This is a genomic window from Streptomyces sichuanensis (assembly GCF_020328095.1).
In the GTDB taxonomy this organism is placed as follows: Bacteria; Actinomycetota; Actinomycetes; order Streptomycetales; family Streptomycetaceae; genus Streptomyces; species Streptomyces cinnamoneus.
On sequence record NZ_JAIXMK010000097.1, the window covers coordinates 1 to 18178 of the forward strand.

Sequence of the window (18178 nt, forward strand, 5' to 3'; positions counted from 1 at the left end):
ACCACGGTCACGGGTGCCACCCAGGCAACCCTCGACGCCGCCCCCGGCACCACGATCGCGGTCGTGGGCCCCAACGGCGCAGGAAAGACGACGCTCCTCAGGGCCCTGCTCGGCCTGACGACCCGAGCCGAGGCGCGCCCCCTCCACCTGGGCGAGGAGGACACGGCGTCCGTCCCCACCCATCACCGCCGCATCGCCTGGGTCCCACAGGACAACGCCCTCTTCCCCCACCTGTCCGCCCTGGCGAACACGGCCTACGGCCTGCGCGCCCAGGGCACCCCGAAGAAGGCCGCCCACCGCGAGGCCCGGGAGTGGCTCGACCGCCTGGGCGTCGGCCACCTGGCCCACCGCAGGCCCGCCCGCCTCAGCGGCGGCCAGGCCCAGCGCGTGGCACTGGCCCGCGCCCTGGCCTCCCGCCCCCGCCTGCTCCTCCTGGACGAACCGCTGGCGGCACTGGACCAGTCCACCCGCGCCCACGTCCGCCGGACCCTGCGCACCCACCTCGCCGGCTTCCCCGGCGTCTGCCTGATCGTCACCCACGACCCCGTGGAGGCCGTGGCACTGGCGGACCGGGTGCTCGTCCTCGAAGACGGCCGGACCGTCCAGTACGCCACGCCCGCCGAACTGACCCGCCACCCCCGCTCCCCCTGGGCGGCCCGCATGCTCGGCCACAACGCGTGGCCCGGCAGGGCGACGGAGGACGGAACGATCCTCCTGGACGACGGCGCCCGCCTGCGCACGGCGGAAGCCCCGGCCGCCGCGACGACCGGGCTGGCCACCGGGCTGGCCGTCGTGCCGCCGGAGGCCGTCGCACTGCACACGGCCGAGCCGACGGCCGGCAGCCCCCGCAACGCCTGGCCGGGCACGGTCCACGAGCTCACCGCCCAGGGCGGCAGGCTGCGCGTCCTCGTCGCCGGGGAGCCCGACGTGGTCGCCGAGATCACGCCGGAGGCGGCCGCGGCGCTGGAGCTGAAGGAAGGGACCCGCGTCTGGGTGACGGTCAAGGCGACAGAGGTCAGATTCGTCGTCCACTGACGGCCGCCCCGAAACGCCCCGCCGGGGGCACCCCGAACGCCGGACGCACCGTGCCACAGCAGGGCACCCCGAACGCCGGGCGTACCGCGGCACCCTGCACGCCCGACCCGGCACACCGCCCCGCCGCCATACGCCGCCCCGCGGCGATCCGTACGCCCGTAGCGAGCCCCGCACCCGGAACGCGACAGCCCCGCCGCCCGCGCCCGTCGCAGCGGGCGCCCCGCGGTAACCCGTACGCCCCGCACCGCGCGCGGCCCTCCCCCCGGCGCCCGGAGGATGGGATGCGTGCCCAGATCCCCACGAGTCGGCGTCCTGCTGGCCGCGACCGTCCTGCTCCTCGCCACCGCCACGGGCTGCGACGGGGGCGTGGGTCCGGGCAGCAGCGAGGCCGCCCCCGCCACGGGCACGGAGACGGGCGCGGGCACAAGCAACGGCGACGGCGGCACCGCCCGTCTCGCGGCCGCCGCACAGAAGCTGGACTGGAAGCCGTGTCCGGCCCCCACCCGCAGCGAGGACAGCAGCGCGGGCCGGCCGCCGGGCCGCGACTGGGAGTGCGCGACGCTGCGCGCCCCACTGGATTACGCCCGTCCCGACGCCGACACCATCGGCATCGCCATGATCCGGGCCAGGGCCACCGACCAGGCCCACCGCATCGGCTCGCTGATCTTCAACTTCGGCGGTCCGGGCGGCTCGGGCATCACCACCCTCCCGGCCTTCGCCGACGACTACCGGACCCTGCGCTCCCGTTACGACCTGGTCAGCTTCGACCCGCGGGGGGTCGGCCGCAGCAGTGGCGTGACGTGCCTGGACGACCGGCAACTGGACGCCTACTACGCCGCGGACGCCACCCCGGCCGGCGAGGACGAGGAGCGGGCCCTGGTGGCCAGGGTCGACCAGTACGCGTCGGCCTGCCAAAAGAACTCCGGCAAGATCCTCGCGCACGTCGGCACGACGAACGCCGCCCGCGACATGGACCTCATGCGGCACGTACTGGGCGACGCCAAGCTGCACTACTTCGGCATCTCGTACGGGACGGAACTGGGCGGCGTCTACGCCCACTTGTTCCCGAAGAACGTGGGCCGCGCCCTCCTGGACGGCGTGGTGGACCCGGCCAGCGACCCCGTGCAGAGCGCACTCGCGCAGGCGGCCGGCTTCCAGCTGGCGCTGGGCAACTACATGGCCGCCTGTGTGAAGACGTCCGACAACTGCCCCACCGAGCAGCAGATCACCGGCCTGCTGGACCGTCTCGGCAAGAACCCGGTGCCGGGTGGCTCCGGCCGTGACCTCACCCAGTCCCTGGCGACCAGCGGCATCGCCCAGTCGCTGTATTCGAAGGACTACTGGGACTACCTCACGGAGGGCGTCGAGGACGCGGAGAACGGTGACGGGAAGATCCTGCTCGCGCTGGGCGACGCCATGAACGGCCGTTCCCAGGACGGGAAGTACACCTCACTGCAGGCATCCCTCAACGCCATCACCTGCGCGGACTTCGCCCAGCGCTACACGGCGGCCGAGATCGAGGGCAAGGTGCCGGAGTTCCGCAAGGCGTCCCCGGTCTTCGGGGAGTTCATGGCGTGGAGCCTGCTGCAGTGCACCGGTTGGCCCGTAAAGGGCGAATGGCAGACGCCCGACGTCAGCGCGAAGGGTGCCGCACCCGTGCTCGTGGTGGGCAACACCGGTGACCCGGCGACTCCTTACGAGGGAGCGCGCAAGATGGTCCGGGAACTGGGCCCGGGAGTGGGCGTGGAGATGACGTACCGGGGCGAAGGCCATGGGGCGTACGACAGCGGCAATGCGTGCGTGAAGAGCGCTGTTGACGCATACCTGCTGGAAGGCACCGTTCCGGAAGCCCATAAGATCTGCTCATAAGGTGTACTGATAGCACCCATAGCACATCACACCGGTAATACGAACTCCGCCGGCTCGAATGTCAGTGGCCCGCACTACGATCGCCCGCACAGAAGTTCCGCACGCGACAACGGAGTTGCACCGGGGGACGAAGGGGGGCACGTCATGCCGAACACCGCCGCAGCCGGCCGCACCGCCGGGCGGGCCCGCACGCTGACCGGCGCCCTGGCCATCGCGGCCCTGCTGGCGGCCTTGATGGCGCTGTGGCAGACGCAGTTCCGTCCGCTGTCCAAGCCGGAGTACTGCTGGGGCACCTGGCGCGCGGACGGCGGCCCGTTCCGTACGGACGCCGGGCGCGACGGCGGCGCGCACCGCCGCACCGCCCGGGAGACGGCCCCCACTCCCGCCCGCCCCCACGGCCGCTGCTCGCTGAGCTGGAGCGGCGGCCGCGGCCGGGACGCCCCCCGCCGGAGCCTGGAGGTCCGCTACGAGACGGGCCCGAGCGCGGCGGACGAGCGCCGGGCGTGGCTGGCGGAGCTGTTCGCCGGGGGCGACGCCGCCCTGCCGGACGACCTCCCCGGCTTCGTCACCGCCGACACCGGCACCCTGGTCCTGCCCGCCTCGTGCGACGTGGACGGCCGGCCCTCGGTGGTGACGGTCTCGGGCTCGTTCGACTCCAGCCCGGACCGGACGGGCAGGATCCTCCTGGAGGCCGCCAACCGCGCCACGAAGGTGACGGGCTGCGCCGGCGAGGTGCGCACCACGGGCCCCACGACCCCCACGGGCTGCAGCCTCCCGCTCCCAGTACCGGCATCAGCGTCGGCACCGACGCCGGCATCGGCACCGTCCCGGCGGCCCGCGCCGGCGTCCGCCTCGGCTCCCCCGGCCGCCCCCCGGACGGCGGCCGGCAGTGTCCACGACGGCTTCCAGACCTGCGCCATAGCCGGCGGCGGCCAGTGGGCGGCCCGGTTCATGATGGTCGCCCGGCCGCGGATCGTCGCCCTGTTCGACGGACTGACGGGCGACAGTCCGCCCGCGCCCGGCTGGCGGGCCCTGGGCCGGATCGAGGCCGCGGCCGCGCTCATACGGGCCGACTGCGGCGGCCGCCCCACGGTGTTCGCCATGCGCACGGGCCCCGGCCGTACCGGGACGCGGCTGGACGACGCGCGCGAGGCGTTCCCCCCTCTCGTGGAGGCGGTGGCGGGCCGCATGGGCTGCGCGCCCCTGCACTCCGCCTGACGGCGACCGTACGCCGGTGCGTGGAGGGCCTCCCGCGAGCGATTTCTCCGTAAAGTCGGTGGAATGAGTCCCACACGGTCCCGGCCCGCCGCCCTCGCCTCCGCCGTCCTCGCGCTCGCCCTCACCGCCACCGCGTGCGGGCAGGGCAGAAACGGCGACGGTTCCGGCGGCACCGACAGCAGGAACCGTTCGGCGGGCGCCCAGCTCATCTGGAAGCGGTGCGAGGCGCCCACCGCGGCCCAGGGCGGCGGCAAGGCGCCCGGCAAGGGGTGGGAGTGCGCGACGCTGCCCGTGCCCCTGGACCACGCCAAGCCGGACGGCGAGAAGATCGACCTGGCGCTGATCCGCAGCAAGGCCCGGGAGAAGTCCGGCCGCATCGGCTCGCTGGTGTTCAACTTCGGCGGCCCCGGTGGATCCGGCGTCGCGGGCCTGCCGTCGCTGGCCGACAGTTACGAGAAGCTGCAGGACCGCTACGACCTGGTGAGCTTCGACCCGCGCGGCGTCGGCGAGAGCGCGGGCGTGCGATGCCAGAGCGACAAGGAGCTCGACGCCGCCTACCAGATCGACGGCACGCCCGACGACGACGCCGAGCTCAAGGAGACCCTCACGGCGAACAAGGCGTACATCGACGCGTGCGCCAAGAACTCCGCCAAGGTCCTCCCCCACGTGGACACCATCAGCGCCGCCCGCGACCTCGACCTGATCCGGTCCGCGCTCGGTGACCAGAAGCTGCACTACTTCGGCATCTCGTACGGCACGGAACTGGGCGCGGTCTACGCCCACTTGTTCCCGAGGAACGTCGGCCGGGCCGTCCTCGACGCGGTCGTCGACCCGACCCAGGATCCGCTGCAGGGCAATATGGGCCAGACCAAGGGCTTCCAGCTCGCCCTCGACAACTACCTCAAGGACTGCGGCGCTTCCGGCGGCTGCCCCACGCAGGCGCAGATCACCGCCCTGCTCAAGGACCTCGACGGCAAGCCCCTGCCGACCACGCAGAGCCGCAAGCTCACCCAGGACGAGGCGGTCAACGGCATCGCGGCCGCGCTGTACTCGAAGGACACCTGGAAGTACCTGACGGCCGGGCTCCAGGAGGCCCTGCGCAAGGGCACCGGCAACACCCTGCTGCTGCTCTTCGACTCCCTCGTGGGCCGCGCCCCCGACGGCCGCTACACCAACCTCCAGGCCGCCAACCGGGCGATCTCCTGCGCCGACGCCGAGCAGCGCTACACCGTGGCCGACGTGAAGCAGCGCCTGCCGGAGTTCCGGGCGGCGTCGCCGGTCTTCGGGGAGTCGGCGGCGTGGTCCCTGCTGTCCTGCACGGACTGGCCGGTGAAGGGCAAGTGGAAGACCCCCGACGTGAGCGCCGACGGCGCGGCGCCCATCGTGGTCATCGGCAACGCGGGCGACCCGGCGACCCCGGTGGCCGGTGCGGAGCGCATGGCGGAGAAGCTCGGCAGGGGCGTCGGTGTCCGCCTCACCGTCAAGGGCGAGGGCCATGGCACGTACGGGGTGGACGACTGTGCGACCAAGGCCGTGAACGCCCACCTGCTGGAGGGCAGGACCCCGGCGGACGGCACCGTCTGCTCCTGAACGCCGACGGGCCCCCGCTCGCGCACAGCGAACGGGGGCCCGTCGTCGGCTTCCCGGCGGACGGTCTGCCTGCGTCAGTAGACCGGCTTCTGCGGCTCGACCTGGTGGACCCAGCCGATCACGCCGCCGCCGACGTGCACGGCGTCGGCGAAGCCGGCCGACTTCAGCACGGCCAGCACCTCCGCGGAGCGGACACCCGTCTTGCAATGCAGGACGATCTTCTTGTCCTGCGGCAGGTCCTGGAGGGCGTTGCCCATCAGGAACTCGTTCTTGGGGATCAGGCGGGCGCCGGGGATGGAGACGATCTCGTACTCGTTCGGCTCGCGGACGTCGATGACGTCGATGTTCTCGCCCGCGTCCATCCACTCCTTGAGCTGCGCGGGAGTGATCGTCGAGCCGGCCGCCGCGGCCTGCGCCTCGTCGGAGACGACGCCGCAGAACGCCTCGTAGTCGATGAGCTCCGTGACGGTGGGGTTCTTGCCGCAGACCGCGCAGTCGGGGTCCTTGCGGACCTTGACCTGCCGGTAGGTCATCTCCAGGGCGTCGTAGATCATCAGTCGGCCGACGAGCGGGTCGCCGATGCCGGCCAGCAGCTTGATGGCCTCGTTGACCTGGATGGAGCCGATCGACGCGCACAGCACGCCCAGCACGCCGCCCTCGGCGCAGGAGGGGACCATGCCCGGCGGCGGGGGCTCGGGGTAGAGGCAGCGGTAGCAGGGGCCGTGCTCGCTCCAGAAGACGGACGCCTGTCCGTCGAAGCGGTAGATCGAGCCCCAGACGTACGGCTTGCCCAGCAGCACGCAGGCGTCGTTGACCAGGTAGCGCGTGGCGAAGTTGTCCGTGCCGTCGACGATCAGGTCGTACTGGGAGAAGATCTCCATGACGTTGTCGGCCTCAAGGCGGCCCTCGTGGAGAACGACGTTCACGTAGGGGTTGATGCCGAGCACCGTGTCGCGCGCGGAGGCGGCCTTGGAGCGGCCGATGTCCGACTGGCTGTGGATGATCTGGCGCTGCAGGTTCGACTCGTCGACCTCGTCGAACTCCACGATGCCGAGCGTGCCGACGCCGGCCGCGGCCAGGTACATCAGCGCTGGGGAGCCGAGGCCGCCGGCGCCCACACAGAGCACCTTCGCGTTCTTCAGGCGCTTCTGCCCGTCCATCCCGACGTCCGGGATGATCAGGTGGCGGGAGTACCGACGGACCTCGTCGACGGTGAGCTCGGCAGCCGGCTCGACCAGGGGTGGCAGCGACACAGGGGCTCCAGGGTCATCCCCACGGGTGCGGGGAACATAGAGGCAGCGTTCTGTTCTTCCCCTGCAACACTGCCACGCCCCGTCTCATTCCGAGACACCAGGTCCGATGCGCGAGACGATGTCGTCCCAGTAGCCGGGCAGGGACTCCCAGGGGTCGACGTCGTCGTGGTCGGTGCGGTCGGTGAGGTAGACGGTGCCCGCGCCCTGCCAGCGGGCGATGCGCAGTGCTTCGTCGAGGTGGTGGCGCGGCACGCCGTGCACGAGGTGGCAGAACCGCTCGGGCGGGTGCTCGGCGGTCCATTCGGGGGCCTGGGACCAGCGGTAGCGGGACCAGGGCCCGGCGAAGGTCACCAACTGGTCGGCGACGGCGGCGTATCCGGAGCAGGCGGGGCCGCCCTGCACGAGCACGACGTGGGCCGCGTCGAGGAGGGTCCGCAGGGCGCCGGCCACGCGGCGGATGCCGGGGAGTCCGGCGGCGTCGGTGGGGCAGCGGCCCAGGGCGAAGCCGTCGACGCGGTACCAGTTGAGGTAGCGCTGTGCGTCCGAGAGCAGTTCGCCGAAGGGGCGCGTGCCGTGGCCGGTGTCCAGATGGCCGAGCACCCGGACGCCGGAGGTGCGCAGGGGGACGACGGCGGACAGGCAGTAGGGGTCCTGGCGGAAGCCGGGGCCGCCGACGGATCCGTCCGGGCCGCCGCCGGGTCCGCCGGTGCCGCGCAGGGTGCCGGCGCCGAGCACCACCCAGTCCAGCGGGAGCCCGGTGCGCTGGAGGCCGCCCCATTCGGCGGGGGCGACCAGGGGGTGGGCGAAGCCGGGCACGGCGATCCGGAGGGGGGCCTTGCGGGCGGCAGGGGCGCGTCGGTGCCCGGGTGAGATCAGATACGACACGCCGCCTCCATCCAGATGTCGGCCAGCGACTCCTCCAGGCCGATGCGGGGCCGCCAGCCGAGCCGGTCGCGGGCGGTGCGCACGTCGGCCTGCTGCCAGCCGCCGCAGCCGTCGGGGTAGGGGTAGGCGGGTGGGCTGCCCAGGTGGGGGTCGTCCAGTTCGTGGAGGGCGCCGCCGAAGCCGGCGACGCGGGCGAGGAGGGTGGCCGCGTCGCGCAGCCGGACGGCGCGGCCGGTGCCGATGTTGACGGCGCCCTGCGCGGCGGACAGGGAGGCCGCGTGGACGGCGCGGGCGATGTCGCGGACGTCGACGAAGTCGCGCTGGACGCCCAGGCCCGTGAGTTTGAGTTCGTTGTCGCCGCTCTGCATGGCGCGCCGCATGGCTTCGGCGAGCCGGCCGAGGGGGGAGCCGGCGGGGGTGCCGGGGCCGACGGGCGAGAAGACGCGGAGCACGATGGCGTCCAGGCCGGAACCGAGCACGAGTTCGGTGGCGGCGAGCTTGCTGACGCCGTACGGGCCGCCGGGGCGGGGGACGGCGTCCTCGGCGGTGGAGGAGCCGGGCTGCGAGGGCCCGTATTCCGAGGAGCACCCCACCTGGACCAGCCGGGCGCCGCAGCCGCTGCGGCGCAGCGACTCGCAGATGGTGGCGACGGCGACGGTGTTGTGCCGGGTGAGCTCGCGGGCGCCGCCCCGGGTGGCGCCCGCGCAGTTGATGACGACCCCGGGGTGGACGGCGTTGAGGAACCGGGTGAGTGCGCCGGGGCTGCCGCTGGCCAGGTCGAAGCGGACGTCCGCGTCGTCGCCGCGGCCGAGCGCGGTGAGCTGGACGGCGGGGTCGGCGAGCAGCCGGTCGGCCACGAAGCGGCCGAGGTAGCCGTTGGCGCCGAGCAGCAGGACTCTCATCGGTCGTGCCCTCGCTCTCGCCCGGTGGTGCCAAGGGGGTGAACGGTCATCTTCCTTGCTCTCCTCTGACGGGGTGTGGGGTCGTCGGGCGAGGGCTCCTGCCCGGTGCCCGGGGGCAGGGCGGTTCGGGAGGGGTGCGGGGCGTCCGTGCGGCCGTGGACCGAGGCCCTCGACAGCGCGGGGACGGCGTGGGCCAGCAGGGCGAGGGCCGGCAGGGTGCAGGCGACGAGCGGGACGACGGCCGGGCCGTAGGCGCCCGCCGCCCAGCCGACGGGCCATCGCAGGGCTTCGCAGCCGGGCAGCCGGGCGGCGAGGAGGCTGGCCAGCGGCAGGGCCTCGGCGGTGGCGGCGGCGAGGGTGGCGGTGACGGCGGCGCGGGTCAGGCCGTGTGCGGACAGCAGCCGGGCGAGGAAGAACAGGGCGCCGAGGGCGGCCACGGCGGTGCAGTCGAGGGCGGGCCGGGTGGGGATGCCGAGCGGGCCGCCGGGGGGCAGGGCGGTGCGGGCCGGCCAGAGGCAGACGAGCAGGGCGCCGAGGAAGAGGGCGAGGGCGGTGAGCAGGGCGGGCCGGACCTGTCGTGCGAACTCGTCCAGGCCGCGGCTGTGGGCGAGGACGCGCCGGGCCCGTTCGGTGAACCAGTGGGCGCACCATGCGGCGGGTGCCACGGCGCAGGCCAGGGCGAGGGCGGTGGGGGCGGCGGCGTTCACGGCGGCCGCGGCCAGGGCGTGCAGGGACCGGCCGTGGCGCCCGTGCAGGAGCAGGGTGACGGCGCAGTCGCCGGTCAGGGCGTAGGCGGTGAGCCAGAGCCAGGCGGGCAGGCCGGCCCGGCCCCAGCCGGCGCGCAGGGCCGCGCAGGCTGCGGGCCGTCGCTCGTCCGGGGCGGTTCCGGCGTCCGGGGGGGAGGGCGGGGACTGTCCGTAGGTGTGCTCGTCGCGCTCCACGCGCGCGTGGAGCTCCTCGGCGAGGGAGAAGACGTCGCGGTGGCGGTACTCGGCCGCGACGCGGTCGCCGATGCCGTGCTGCTCCAGGGCGGCGGCGATTTCGAGTGGGTGGACGGCGCCGGCGCACAGGGTGTGGTGGCGGCGCAGGAGTGCCTTGACGGGGTCTGCCGGGGCCCGGTCCGGTGTGGGGGTGTCCGCCGGGTCCTCGGCTATGCCGACGGGGGCCGCGGGGGTGGTGCCGGGCCGCAGTGATGTGGTCATGGGCGCCCTGCCCAGGTGGGCGAGGCGGTGCGGGGGGAGACGGAGAGCGGGGGCTGGGCGCCGGCGGCGTGGGAGAAGGGGACGGCGGGGTCGGGGGCGGTGTGCTGGACGGGGGCGCGGGAGAGGACTTCGAGGTAGACGGCGCCGAAGGCGGAGACGTTCTGCTCGACGGTGAAGAGTTCGAGGGCGCGGGCCCGGGCGGCGGCGCCGAGCCGTTCGCGGCGTTCGGGGTCGCGCAGGAGGGCCTGGCAGGCGGTGGCGAGGGCGGCGGGGTCGCGCGGGGGGACGATCAGGCCGGTGCCGCCGATGACTTCGCGGACGGCGCCGACGTCGGGCGAGACGGTGGCGCGGGCGCAGAACATGGCTTCGGCGAGGGCTGCGGGGAAGCCGTCGTGGGCGCCGGAGAGGACGATGACGCTGCCTTCGGCGTAGTCCTCGGGGCCGCAGGCGGGCCCGTAGGTGACGCCTTCGGGGCCGTGGAGGGCGCCGGGGGGCGCTCCGACGACCTTGAGCCGGATGCCGGGTTCGGCCGTGCGGAGGGTGGCCAGGGTCTCCCAGAGGTGGGGTTCGACGGGGCCGCCGGTCCAGACGAGGGTGAGTCCGTCGTCGGCGGCGGGTCCGTCGCCCTCGCCGACCGCTTCGTAGAGGCTGGCGTCCATGCCGGGGTGGACGGTGCGCAGCCGGGCGCGGTCGGCGCCGCAGCGCTCCTGCCAGCGGCGGCCCTGTCCGTCGCCGGCGGTGATCACGGCGGCTTCGGCGTAGATGCGGGCGGCGAGCTGCCGGTGGAAGGCGGACATGAGGGTGCGTACGGGCAGGGAGAGGTCGCCGGGGCCGGAGAGGTAGTGCTCGCGCAGCCGGACCTCGTATTCGGTGACGAGGAGGGGGGTGCCGAAGAAGCGTTTGGCCAGCAGGCCCGGGAGGGCGGCGGGTCCGGCGGAGGTGGCGTGGCAGAGGTCGACGGCGGCGAGGCCGCGGTCGCCGCCGGCGGTGCCGTACCAGTCGAGGGAGAGGGGGCGCAGGGCGCGTTCGAGGAGTCCGGAGACGACGAGGAGGTCGGCGACGCGGGTGCCGTAGACGGCGGGGTGGGCGCCGGGTGCGCGGCAGGCGGTCTCCAGAGCGCGCAGGGCCTGTTCGGAGCGGAGGGCGGCGGCGAGGCCGCCGTCGTCGCGGGCGAGGTCGGCGAGGCCGTCGAGCCCGTCGGCGAAACGGTACGCCTGATCTCCCGGCAGAGTGATCGCGGCCGCCAGGTCACCGAAGTGGGCGGAGAAGCGCCGTCGCTGGTCGCGTCCGTACGAGCCGTAGGCGCGGCTCGCGCAGCCGGGGGCGGGTCCGCCCCACAGGGGTGCGGCCCGGACCCGCCGGACGTTGCCCGGCAGGGCGTGCCAACCGCTGTCCTCCTGGCGGGCGCTGCGGCTCAGGGCGTAGAGCTCGAAGTCGTGCTGGCCCAGTCCGCGCACCAGCCGGTCGCACCACTCCCCGCCCTCGCCGGCGGCATACGGATACCCGCCCTCGGAAAGCAGTCCCACACGCACGAACGCACCCCCGTTCTCCCTTGTCGGAAGCCGCCGTTAGGGCAGCGGGGAGCACGCTATGCGCGCTTCCCGGTGGCGCGGCGGACGGTTGTCCGTCGCGCCACCGGAAGGGGTGAACGGGAGTGACTTTCCCGCAGGCGGGGCGTTTGATCGCGCTATGCGGCGGGGCCGTGGCCGGCGGTGGCGGCGGGCCGCTCCAGGGTGGGCACGGCGGCCAGCAGGGCCTGGGTGTAGGCGTGCCGGGGGCGTTCGTAGACGTCGTCCGCCGGGCCCTCCTCCACGATGCGTCCGCCGCGCATGACGACCAGCCGGTCGCTGACCTGGCGGACCACGGCGAGGTCGTGGGCGATGAAGACGAGCGCGATGCCCAGGTCGCGCTGCAACTCGCCCAGCAGCCGCACGACCTGCGCCTGGGTGGTGACGTCCAGGGCGGAGACCGGCTCGTCGCAGACGATCAGCTTCGGCTCGGGGGCGAGGGCGCGAGCGATGCCCACGCGCTGTCGCTGGCCGCCGCTGAACTCGTGCGGGTAGCGGTGGTAGGCGGCGGGGTCGAGGCCGACGCGTTCCAGCAGTTCCCTTACCCGGCCGATGATCTGAGCCTCCCCCAGCTTTCCGGCGGCGCGCAGCGGGTCGGCGATGGATTCGCCGATGCTGCGGCGCGGGTTGAGCGAGGAGACCGGGTCCTGGAAGACCATCTGCAGTTCGCTGCGGAAGGCGCGGAGCTCGCGCTCCTTGAGACCGCCGATGGAGCGTCCGCGGTAGTGCAGTTCGCCGCCGGTGGGCTCCAGCAGGCGGACCAGCATGCGGCCGAGGGTGGTCTTGCCGCTGCCGGACTCGCCGACGATGCCGACGGTCTCGCCGGCCCGTACGGCGAGCGAGGCGCCCTCCACGGCGGTGACGGCCCGTTTGCCCCGCCCGAACTCGCGGCGCAGGGCGGCCGCTTCGAGCAGGACGTCGCCGCCGGCCGGGGCGGTGGCCGGGCGCTGCCGGCGTTCGGTGATGCGCGGGACGGCGGCCAACAGCTCGCGGGTGTAGGGCTCGCGGGGCGCGCCGAGCACGTCGCGCACCGGTCCGTGCTCGACGGCCCGTCCGTTCTTCATGACGAGCAGTTCGTCGACGCTGTCCGCTGCGACGCCCAGGTCGTGGGTGACGAGGATCAGGCCCATGTCGTTCTCCTCGCGCAGTTCGCGCAGGAGGCCGAGGATCTGGTCCTGGACGGTGACGTCGAGGGCGGTGGTGGGCTCGTCGGCGACCAGGAGGCGGGGTGCGCAGGCGAGCGCCATGGCGATGAGGGCGCGCTGGCGCATGCCGCCGCTGAACTCGTGCGGGCGCAGGCGGGCGCGGCGGGCGGCGTCGGGGATGCCGACCCGGTCCAGGACCTCGGCCGCGCGGGTGCGGGCGGCGCGGCGGGAGGCGCCGCGGTGGTGGAGGCGGTGGACCTCGGCGATCTGGTCGCCGACGGCCCGGTAGGGGTCGAGGGAGGAGAGCGGGTCCTGGAAGACCATGGCCGCCACGCCGCCGCGCAGCCGCCGCAGTGCGGCGTCGCCGGCGGCCTGGACGTCGTGCCCGGCGACGCGCACCGAGCCGGTGACGTGGGCGCCGGTGCCCCGGTGCAGGCCGAGGAGGGCGTAGGCGGCGGTGGACTTGCCGGAGCCGGATTCGCCGACGATGCCGAGGGCGGCGCCGGGCCGGAGGGTGAAGGAGAGGTCGTCGACGGCCCGGACGAGGCCGTCGTGCGGGCCGGGGCCGGCCGGGAAGGCGACGGACAGGCCGTCCACCGCGACCAGGGGCTGGGGCGTCATCGCAGGACCACCCTTCGGTCGGCGGCGGCGTGGAGCAGGTCCGCCACGATGTTGGCGAGGACGACGGCCGTGCCGGTGACCATCACCACGGCGACGACCACGGGCAGGTCGAGGGTGGTGGTCGCGTGCACCAGCAGCTGTCCGATGCCGGGCAGGCCGAACATCATCTCGGTGAGCATGGCGTTGCCGAACATCGACCCGAAGTCGGCCGCGGACAGCGCGATGACGGGGGCGACGGCGCCGCGCAGGGCGTGCCGGCCGACGAGCGAGCGTTCGGTGGCCCCGTAGGCGCGGAAGGTGCGGATGTGGTCCTCGGCCAGTGTCTCCAGCAGGGAACTGCGGGTGAGCCGGGCGTACTTCGCCGATTCGAGCAGGCCGAGCGCGGCCCAGGGCAGCAGCATGTTCCAGGCCCACTGCTCGGGGTCGTCGGTGAGGGGGACGTAGGTGGGGAAGGGCAGCCAGGCCAGGTAGGCGCAGAACAGCATGAGCAGGCCGAGGCCGCTGATGAAGACGGGGGTGGCCGTTCCGGCGAGGGTGAGCCAGGTCAGGACGCGTTCGGTGATCCCGCCGCGGCGCAGTGCGGAGAGCAGGCCGGTGGCGGTGCCCAGCAGCAGCCACACGGCCATGGCGCCGACCGCGAGCGAGGCGGTGGCGGGCAGCCGCTCGACGAGCATGTCGGTGACCTGCTGGTTGTTCTGGTAGGAGAGGCCGAAGCAGGGTGCGTCGCAGTGCAGCACTCCGGCGCCGGTGGAGTAGTCGTGGCCGGTGACGAGGCCCTGCAGGAAGTGCCAGTACTGGGTGTGGACGGGGTCGTCGAGGGAGAGCTGGGCGCGGACCTGGGCGATCTGCTCGGGGTTGCAGCGGGGCCCGCAGGCCAGGCGGGCGGGGTCGCCGGGGGCGATGTAGAAGGTCGCGTAGACGACGGCGGTGAGCACGAGGACGACGGCGAGGGCCCCGGCGAGGCGCCGCAGGAGGTAGCCGGTCATGCCGCACCTCGCGCGCTGCTCGTGCGCGCCGTGCGCCGCTTCGTGCCGACGCCGAGCCGTGAAGCCTCGCGCGGGTCGAGGGCGGCGCGCACCCCGTCGCCGAGGACGGTGAAGGCGAGCGTGGTGATGAAGAGCATGAGGGCCGGCAGCAGGACGTACAGGGGGTCGGCGCGGAACCAGGTGGTGGCCGAGGAGAGCATGTGGCCCCAGGAGGGCGTCGGGGCCTTCACCCCGACGCCGAGGAAGGACATGCTCGATTCGAGCACGATGTTGGTGGGCAGCAGGACGGCCGCGTAGGTGATCACGGGGGCGGCGAGCGAGGGCAGCAGTTCGCGCCGGGCCACCCGCCAGGTGGAGCCGCCGGTCAGCCGGGCGGCCGAGACGAAGTCGAGCTTCTTCAGGCTCAGGGTCTGGGCGCGCACGAGCCGTGCCATGCCGCCCCACTGCAGCAGGCCGATGGCGACGACGAGGAGCACCGGGCGCGGGAAGTCCGCCGGGACGACGGCCATCAGGGCGATGGCGAAGACCAGCAGCGGCATCGCCACCATCACGTCGGTGATGTGGCTGAGCGTGCTCTCGACGAAGCGGTTGCCGAGCGCTGCCGCCAGGCCCAGGCCGACGCCGACGAGGATCTGGACGAGGGTCGCGCCGAGGGCGACGAGCAGCGAGACGCGGGCGCCGTACAGGAGGCGTACGAACATGTCGCGGCCGGTTCCCGGTTCGACGCCCAGCCAGTGCTCGGCGCTGATGCCGCCGAGGTCGCCGAACGGCACGCCGCCGCGGGCGGAGTCGACGAGGGCGTCGTGGTAGGTGTTCGGGTCCTGGCCCTCAAGGGCGGCCAGCAGGGGCGCGGCGACGGCGAGGAGGACGAGCAGGCCCAGCACGGCGCCGGCGGCGAGCGCGGACTTGCGCGCGCGCAGCCGCCGCCAGACCTGCCGGGCGCCGGAGACGGGAGCGGTTCCCGTCTCCGGTTCCTGGGTGGTGATCGGGTCCGTCACTTGACCGCGACCTGCGAGACGTCGAGGACACCGGTCCAGTTGCTGATGACGACGTTCTTGACGTCCTTGCCGAAGAGGCGCTTGTAGACGGGGTTGAAGAGCGGCACGGTCAGGGCCTGCTCGCCGATCTTCTTGTCGAGGGCGCCCCAGCGCGCGGCGGCCGCGTCATGGTCGGTGATCTTGTTGATCGCGTCGATCTCGTCGTTGGTGCCGGCGTCGTCGAGGCGGGCGGTGTTGAAGTTGGCGCCGTCCTTGACGATCTGCCGGCCGTCGAAGACAGGGGCGAGGAACGGGCCGCCGGAGGGCCAGTCGGCGCCCCAGTGGGCGATGAAGAGGGCCGGCTGCTTGTCGAAGCTGTGGATCTTCTCGTCGTAGTCGTTGTCCTCCAGGCCCTGCAGCTTCACGGTGATCCCGGCCTCCTTGAGCGCGGCCTGGATGGCGGTGGCGATCTCGGGTCCGGTCTCGAAGTTCTGGGCGGTGGAGTGGGTGAGGGTGATCTCCAGGCCGTTCTCGTGACCGGCCTCCTTCAGCAGCTCCCGGGCCTTGGCCGGGTCGCCCTTGGCGCCCGCCGGGAAGTGGTCGTACGGCGTGTGGCCGAGGGGCTTCTGCGGGGGCAGGAAGGTCGTGGTGGGCTCGGCGAGCGAGGAGCCGCCCGCGGCGTTGACGACGCTGGTGCGGTTGATCGCGTACGAGACGGCCTGGCGGACCTTCGGGTCGTCGAAGGGCTTGGCCGTGGGGTTGAACGCCAGGTACGAGGTCTGGCCGAAGTGGCCGGTGCCCACGCGTCCGGCGAGCTTCCTGTCGCCGGTGACCTGGGCGAGTTCGGCCGGGCCGAGGTTGGTGTCGGTGGTCACGGCGGCCGCGTCGGCGCCGGAGCCGGTGGACAGCCGCTGGTTGATGACGGCCGGGGACAGGCCGGACTTGACCTCGATGCGGTCGGGGTAGGCGTGCCGCTCCTTGTCGGTCTCCTCGGACCAGTGGGGGTTGCGCTCCAGCGTCATCTGCTCGCCGTCGCCCACGTTCTTGACGACCTTGTACGGGCCGGAGGAGACCGGGTGCTCGGCGTACCGGGCGCCGGTGTCCTTGGCCTTGGGCACGGGGGCGAACTGGGTGGAGGTGGCGAAGTAGGGGAAGTCGCCCTCGGACTTCCTCAGCTTGAAGACGATGGTCTTCTCGTCGGGCGTCTCGATCGAGTCGAGGCCCTTCTTCTCCTTGTACGGGCCCTGGTAGGTGTCGCCGCCGATGAGCCAGTCGCGCAAGTAGGGTGCGCCGCCGGAGAGTTCGGCAGCGAAGGAGCGCTCGACGCCGTACTTGACGTCGGCGGAGGTGATGGGCGAGCCGTCCTCGTACTTCAGCCCGTCCTTGAGCTTGTACGTCCACGTCCTGGCGTCGTCGCTGGGGGTGCCGGTGTCCGTGGCGAGGTCGGGGACGACCTTGGTGCCCTCGGCGCCGTTCTCACGGTTTCGGGTGGTGAGGGTGCGGTAGACGAGCGAGGGGATGTTGCCGCCGCCGGAGGTGTAGAGGCGGGCGGGGTCGAACTGCTTCTGCGGCGCCCGGTTGAGGACCGTGAGCGTGCCGCCCTTGGCGGGTGCGCCGTCGGCGCCGCCGCCGGTGGCGGCGTCGTTCTTCTCCGGGCCGCACGCCGCTGCGCCGCCGACCAGGACCACACTGACGGCGGCAGCGGCCACCCGACGGGATATGACGGACATGTGACGCATGACAGGAAAAGCCTTTCGCGGGGAGCGAGGGAATGCCGGAGGAGGACGGCAGGAAGCACCCACGGAAGGCGGTTGGAGGAGCGTACGGGGACGCGGGACCGCCCCGGCGGACGCGACGCTGCCGGGCAGCGCGCAGGAGCGCGGGGGAAGGGCGGTCTCAGCGACAGAGGATGTCGGCCACTGCGTGCGCGGCCACGCCGATCAGCACCAGCTCGAAGCCGGCGATCTCGGAGGCGTGGTGGTGCGACATGCGCAGAAGACTGAACGAATTTTCGGCCCCTGGCAAAGCTGTCTCAAATGGAGAGACCGAACGGCTCAGGATGCGGAACGGGCGGCGGCCTCCGGATAGGGCCAGGGGTTGGGCCGGCAGGTCTTGTCGTCCGTCGTCAGGAACTTCGTCTGCTGCATCATCACCGGAGCCAGGGCACCCTGGGCGCTGCAGGACTCGTGGTCGCGGCCGAGCCGGTGCCCGACCTCGTGGTTGATCAGCATCTGCCGGTAGGCGTGCATCTCGTCGCCGTAGGTCTGCGAGCCCTGCGCCCACCGGTAGGCGTTGATCATCACGCGGTCGGTGGCGGCGGAGTCGCAGGAGACGTTGTCCTCGGTGGTGTCCAGGCCGGACTTGGCGCACCAGGTGGCCGTCGTCCGGGGGCTGGCCAGGGTGACCACGAAGTCGGCGTCGCCGGAGGAGACGCGCTCGAACGTGCGCTTGGCCCCGTGGCCCCAGCTGCGCTCGTCGTTGAGCGTGCGGTGCACGGCCTCGGCGAAGAGGGCGCCGTCGAGCGGCAGTCCCTTCTCCACGTCAACGCGGTAGCGCACCACATCACCCTTACCGGGGGCCGGGTCGGCGCCCGGCACGACCTCGAATTCACCCGAGGCGCCGGCCTGCTCCTCCAGCGGGTACTTCCCGGCCATCTTCTGCTCGTACGTGACGGGCACCTGGGCGCCGCCGTGGGGCGTGGGCCGGGCGTCGGAGCGCGAGGCGGTGTCGGCGCCGGAGCGGTTGCCGACGCCGGCGGGCCTGGCCTGGGCCTTGTCGTCCGCGCCCCGCTGCACCTGTCCGGCCACCATGACCGCCAGCACGGCGGTCACCAGGGCGGCGGTCACGCCGGTCACGGTGCGGGCCGCCTTCCGGCCGGGGCCGCGCGGGGCGGCCGCGGCGCGGGAGCCGCCGCTCGCCGGGGTCGT

Annotated in this window: 15 protein-coding genes; 4 read left to right on the forward strand and 11 right to left on the reverse strand. The window is 73.6% G+C overall.

What is annotated here, in order from left to right; genetic code table 11:
* The 4 genes from LE181_RS24130 to LE181_RS24145 all read left to right on the forward strand — a co-directional run.
* Positions 1 to 1035: ABC transporter ATP-binding protein (locus LE181_RS24130; protein ID WP_225663586.1), on the forward strand; the 1035-nt coding region annotated here is incomplete at its 5' end.
* Positions 1036 to 1320: 285 nt separating this feature from the next.
* The gene (locus tag LE181_RS24135) at positions 1321 to 2904 is read left to right on the forward strand and encodes an alpha/beta hydrolase (protein ID WP_225663587.1); all 1584 of its coding nucleotides are present in this window, start codon (positions 1321 to 1323) and stop codon (positions 2902 to 2904) included.
* 144 nt (positions 2905 to 3048) lie between these two features.
* Complete coding sequence (locus tag LE181_RS24140; protein WP_225663588.1) at positions 3049 to 4122, forward strand: hypothetical protein; 1074 nt, start codon at positions 3049 to 3051, stop codon at positions 4120 to 4122.
* 63 nt (positions 4123 to 4185) lie between these two features.
* Positions 4186 to 5712 (forward strand): alpha/beta hydrolase, encoded by a 1527-nt coding sequence (locus LE181_RS24145; RefSeq protein WP_225663589.1) that lies wholly within the window; start codon positions 4186 to 4188, stop codon positions 5710 to 5712.
* 74 nt (positions 5713 to 5786) lie between these two features.
* Here LE181_RS24145 and moeZ read toward each other — a convergent pair whose 3' ends face one another.
* From moeZ to LE181_RS24195, 11 genes are all read right to left on the reverse strand, one after another.
* Entirely contained in the window at positions 5787 to 6965 is a 1179-nt protein-coding gene (gene moeZ, locus LE181_RS24150) for an adenylyltransferase/sulfurtransferase MoeZ (RefSeq protein ID WP_225663590.1), read from the reverse strand.
* 84 nt (positions 6966 to 7049) lie between these two features.
* Positions 7050 to 7850: a spherulation-specific family 4 protein gene (locus LE181_RS24155; protein WP_372458479.1), complete on the reverse strand. Its 801-nt coding sequence runs from the start codon at positions 7848 to 7850 to the stop codon at positions 7050 to 7052.
* Positions 7838 to 8752: an NAD-dependent epimerase/dehydratase family protein gene (locus tag LE181_RS24160; protein ID WP_190111499.1), complete on the reverse strand. Its 915-nt coding sequence runs from the start codon at positions 8750 to 8752 to the stop codon at positions 7838 to 7840. Before LE181_RS24160 ends, LE181_RS24155 begins: the two co-directional genes overlap by 13 nt.
* Complete coding sequence (locus tag LE181_RS24165) at positions 8749 to 9954, reverse strand: hypothetical protein (protein WP_225663591.1); 1206 nt, start codon at positions 9952 to 9954, stop codon at positions 8749 to 8751. Before LE181_RS24165 ends, LE181_RS24160 begins: the two co-directional genes overlap by 4 nt.
* Positions 9951 to 11486, reverse strand: coding sequence for a DUF3492 domain-containing protein (locus tag LE181_RS24170; protein ID WP_225663592.1), 1536 nt, complete (start codon positions 11484 to 11486; stop codon positions 9951 to 9953). The genes LE181_RS24165 and LE181_RS24170 overlap by 4 nt, the downstream gene beginning before the upstream one ends.
* A gap of 155 nt (positions 11487 to 11641) precedes the next feature.
* Positions 11642 to 13288, reverse strand: coding sequence for a dipeptide ABC transporter ATP-binding protein (locus LE181_RS24175; RefSeq protein ID WP_225663593.1), 1647 nt, complete (start codon positions 13286 to 13288; stop codon positions 11642 to 11644).
* Positions 13285 to 14274 (reverse strand): ABC transporter permease, encoded by a 990-nt coding sequence (locus LE181_RS24180; protein WP_225663594.1) that lies wholly within the window; start codon positions 14272 to 14274, stop codon positions 13285 to 13287. Before LE181_RS24180 ends, LE181_RS24175 begins: the two co-directional genes overlap by 4 nt.
* Positions 14271 to 15272: an ABC transporter permease gene (locus tag LE181_RS24185; RefSeq protein WP_225663595.1), complete on the reverse strand. Its 1002-nt coding sequence runs from the start codon at positions 15270 to 15272 to the stop codon at positions 14271 to 14273. Before LE181_RS24185 ends, LE181_RS24180 begins: the two co-directional genes overlap by 4 nt.
* A complete protein-coding gene (locus LE181_RS24190; RefSeq protein ID WP_225663596.1) occupies positions 15269 to 16990 on the reverse strand; it encodes an ABC transporter substrate-binding protein in 1722 nt (573 codons plus the stop codon). The genes LE181_RS24185 and LE181_RS24190 overlap by 4 nt, the downstream gene beginning before the upstream one ends.
* Positions 16991 to 17147: 157 nt before the next feature.
* Positions 17148 to 17240, reverse strand: coding sequence for an Ms4533A family Cys-rich leader peptide (locus LE181_RS32705; RefSeq protein ID WP_372458480.1), 93 nt, complete (start codon positions 17238 to 17240; stop codon positions 17148 to 17150).
* A 65-nt stretch (positions 17241 to 17305) separates the two neighbouring features.
* The coding region (locus tag LE181_RS24195; protein ID WP_225663597.1) for a DUF3152 domain-containing protein at positions 17306 to 18178 on the reverse strand (873 nt) is incomplete at its 5' end.

Bases quoted from the DNA above. Each gene is read 5' to 3' on its own strand.
- LE181_RS24175 (WP_225663593.1), bottom strand. From the start codon at position 13,288: ATGACGCCCCAGCCCCTGGTCGCGGTGGACGGCCTGTCCGTCGCCTTC.
- LE181_RS24190 (WP_225663596.1), bottom strand. From the start codon at position 16,990: ATGCGTCACATGTCCGTCATATCCCGTCGGGTGGCCGCTGCCGCCGTC.
- LE181_RS24180 (WP_225663594.1), bottom strand. From the start codon at position 14,274: ATGACCGGCTACCTCCTGCGGCGCCTCGCCGGGGCCCTCGCCGTCGTC.
- LE181_RS24165 (WP_225663591.1), bottom strand. From the start codon at position 9,954: ATGACCACATCACTGCGGCCCGGCACCACCCCCGCGGCCCCCGTCGGC.
- LE181_RS24145 (WP_225663589.1), top strand. From the start codon at position 4,186: ATGAGTCCCACACGGTCCCGGCCCGCCGCCCTCGCCTCCGCCGTCCTC.
- LE181_RS24160 (WP_190111499.1), bottom strand. From the start codon at position 8,752: ATGAGAGTCCTGCTGCTCGGCGCCAACGGCTACCTCGGCCGCTTCGTG.
- LE181_RS24140 (WP_225663588.1), top strand. From the start codon at position 3,049: ATGCCGAACACCGCCGCAGCCGGCCGCACCGCCGGGCGGGCCCGCACG.
- LE181_RS32705 (WP_372458480.1), bottom strand. From the start codon at position 17,240: ATGTCGCACCACCACGCCTCCGAGATCGCCGGCTTCGAGCTGGTGCTG.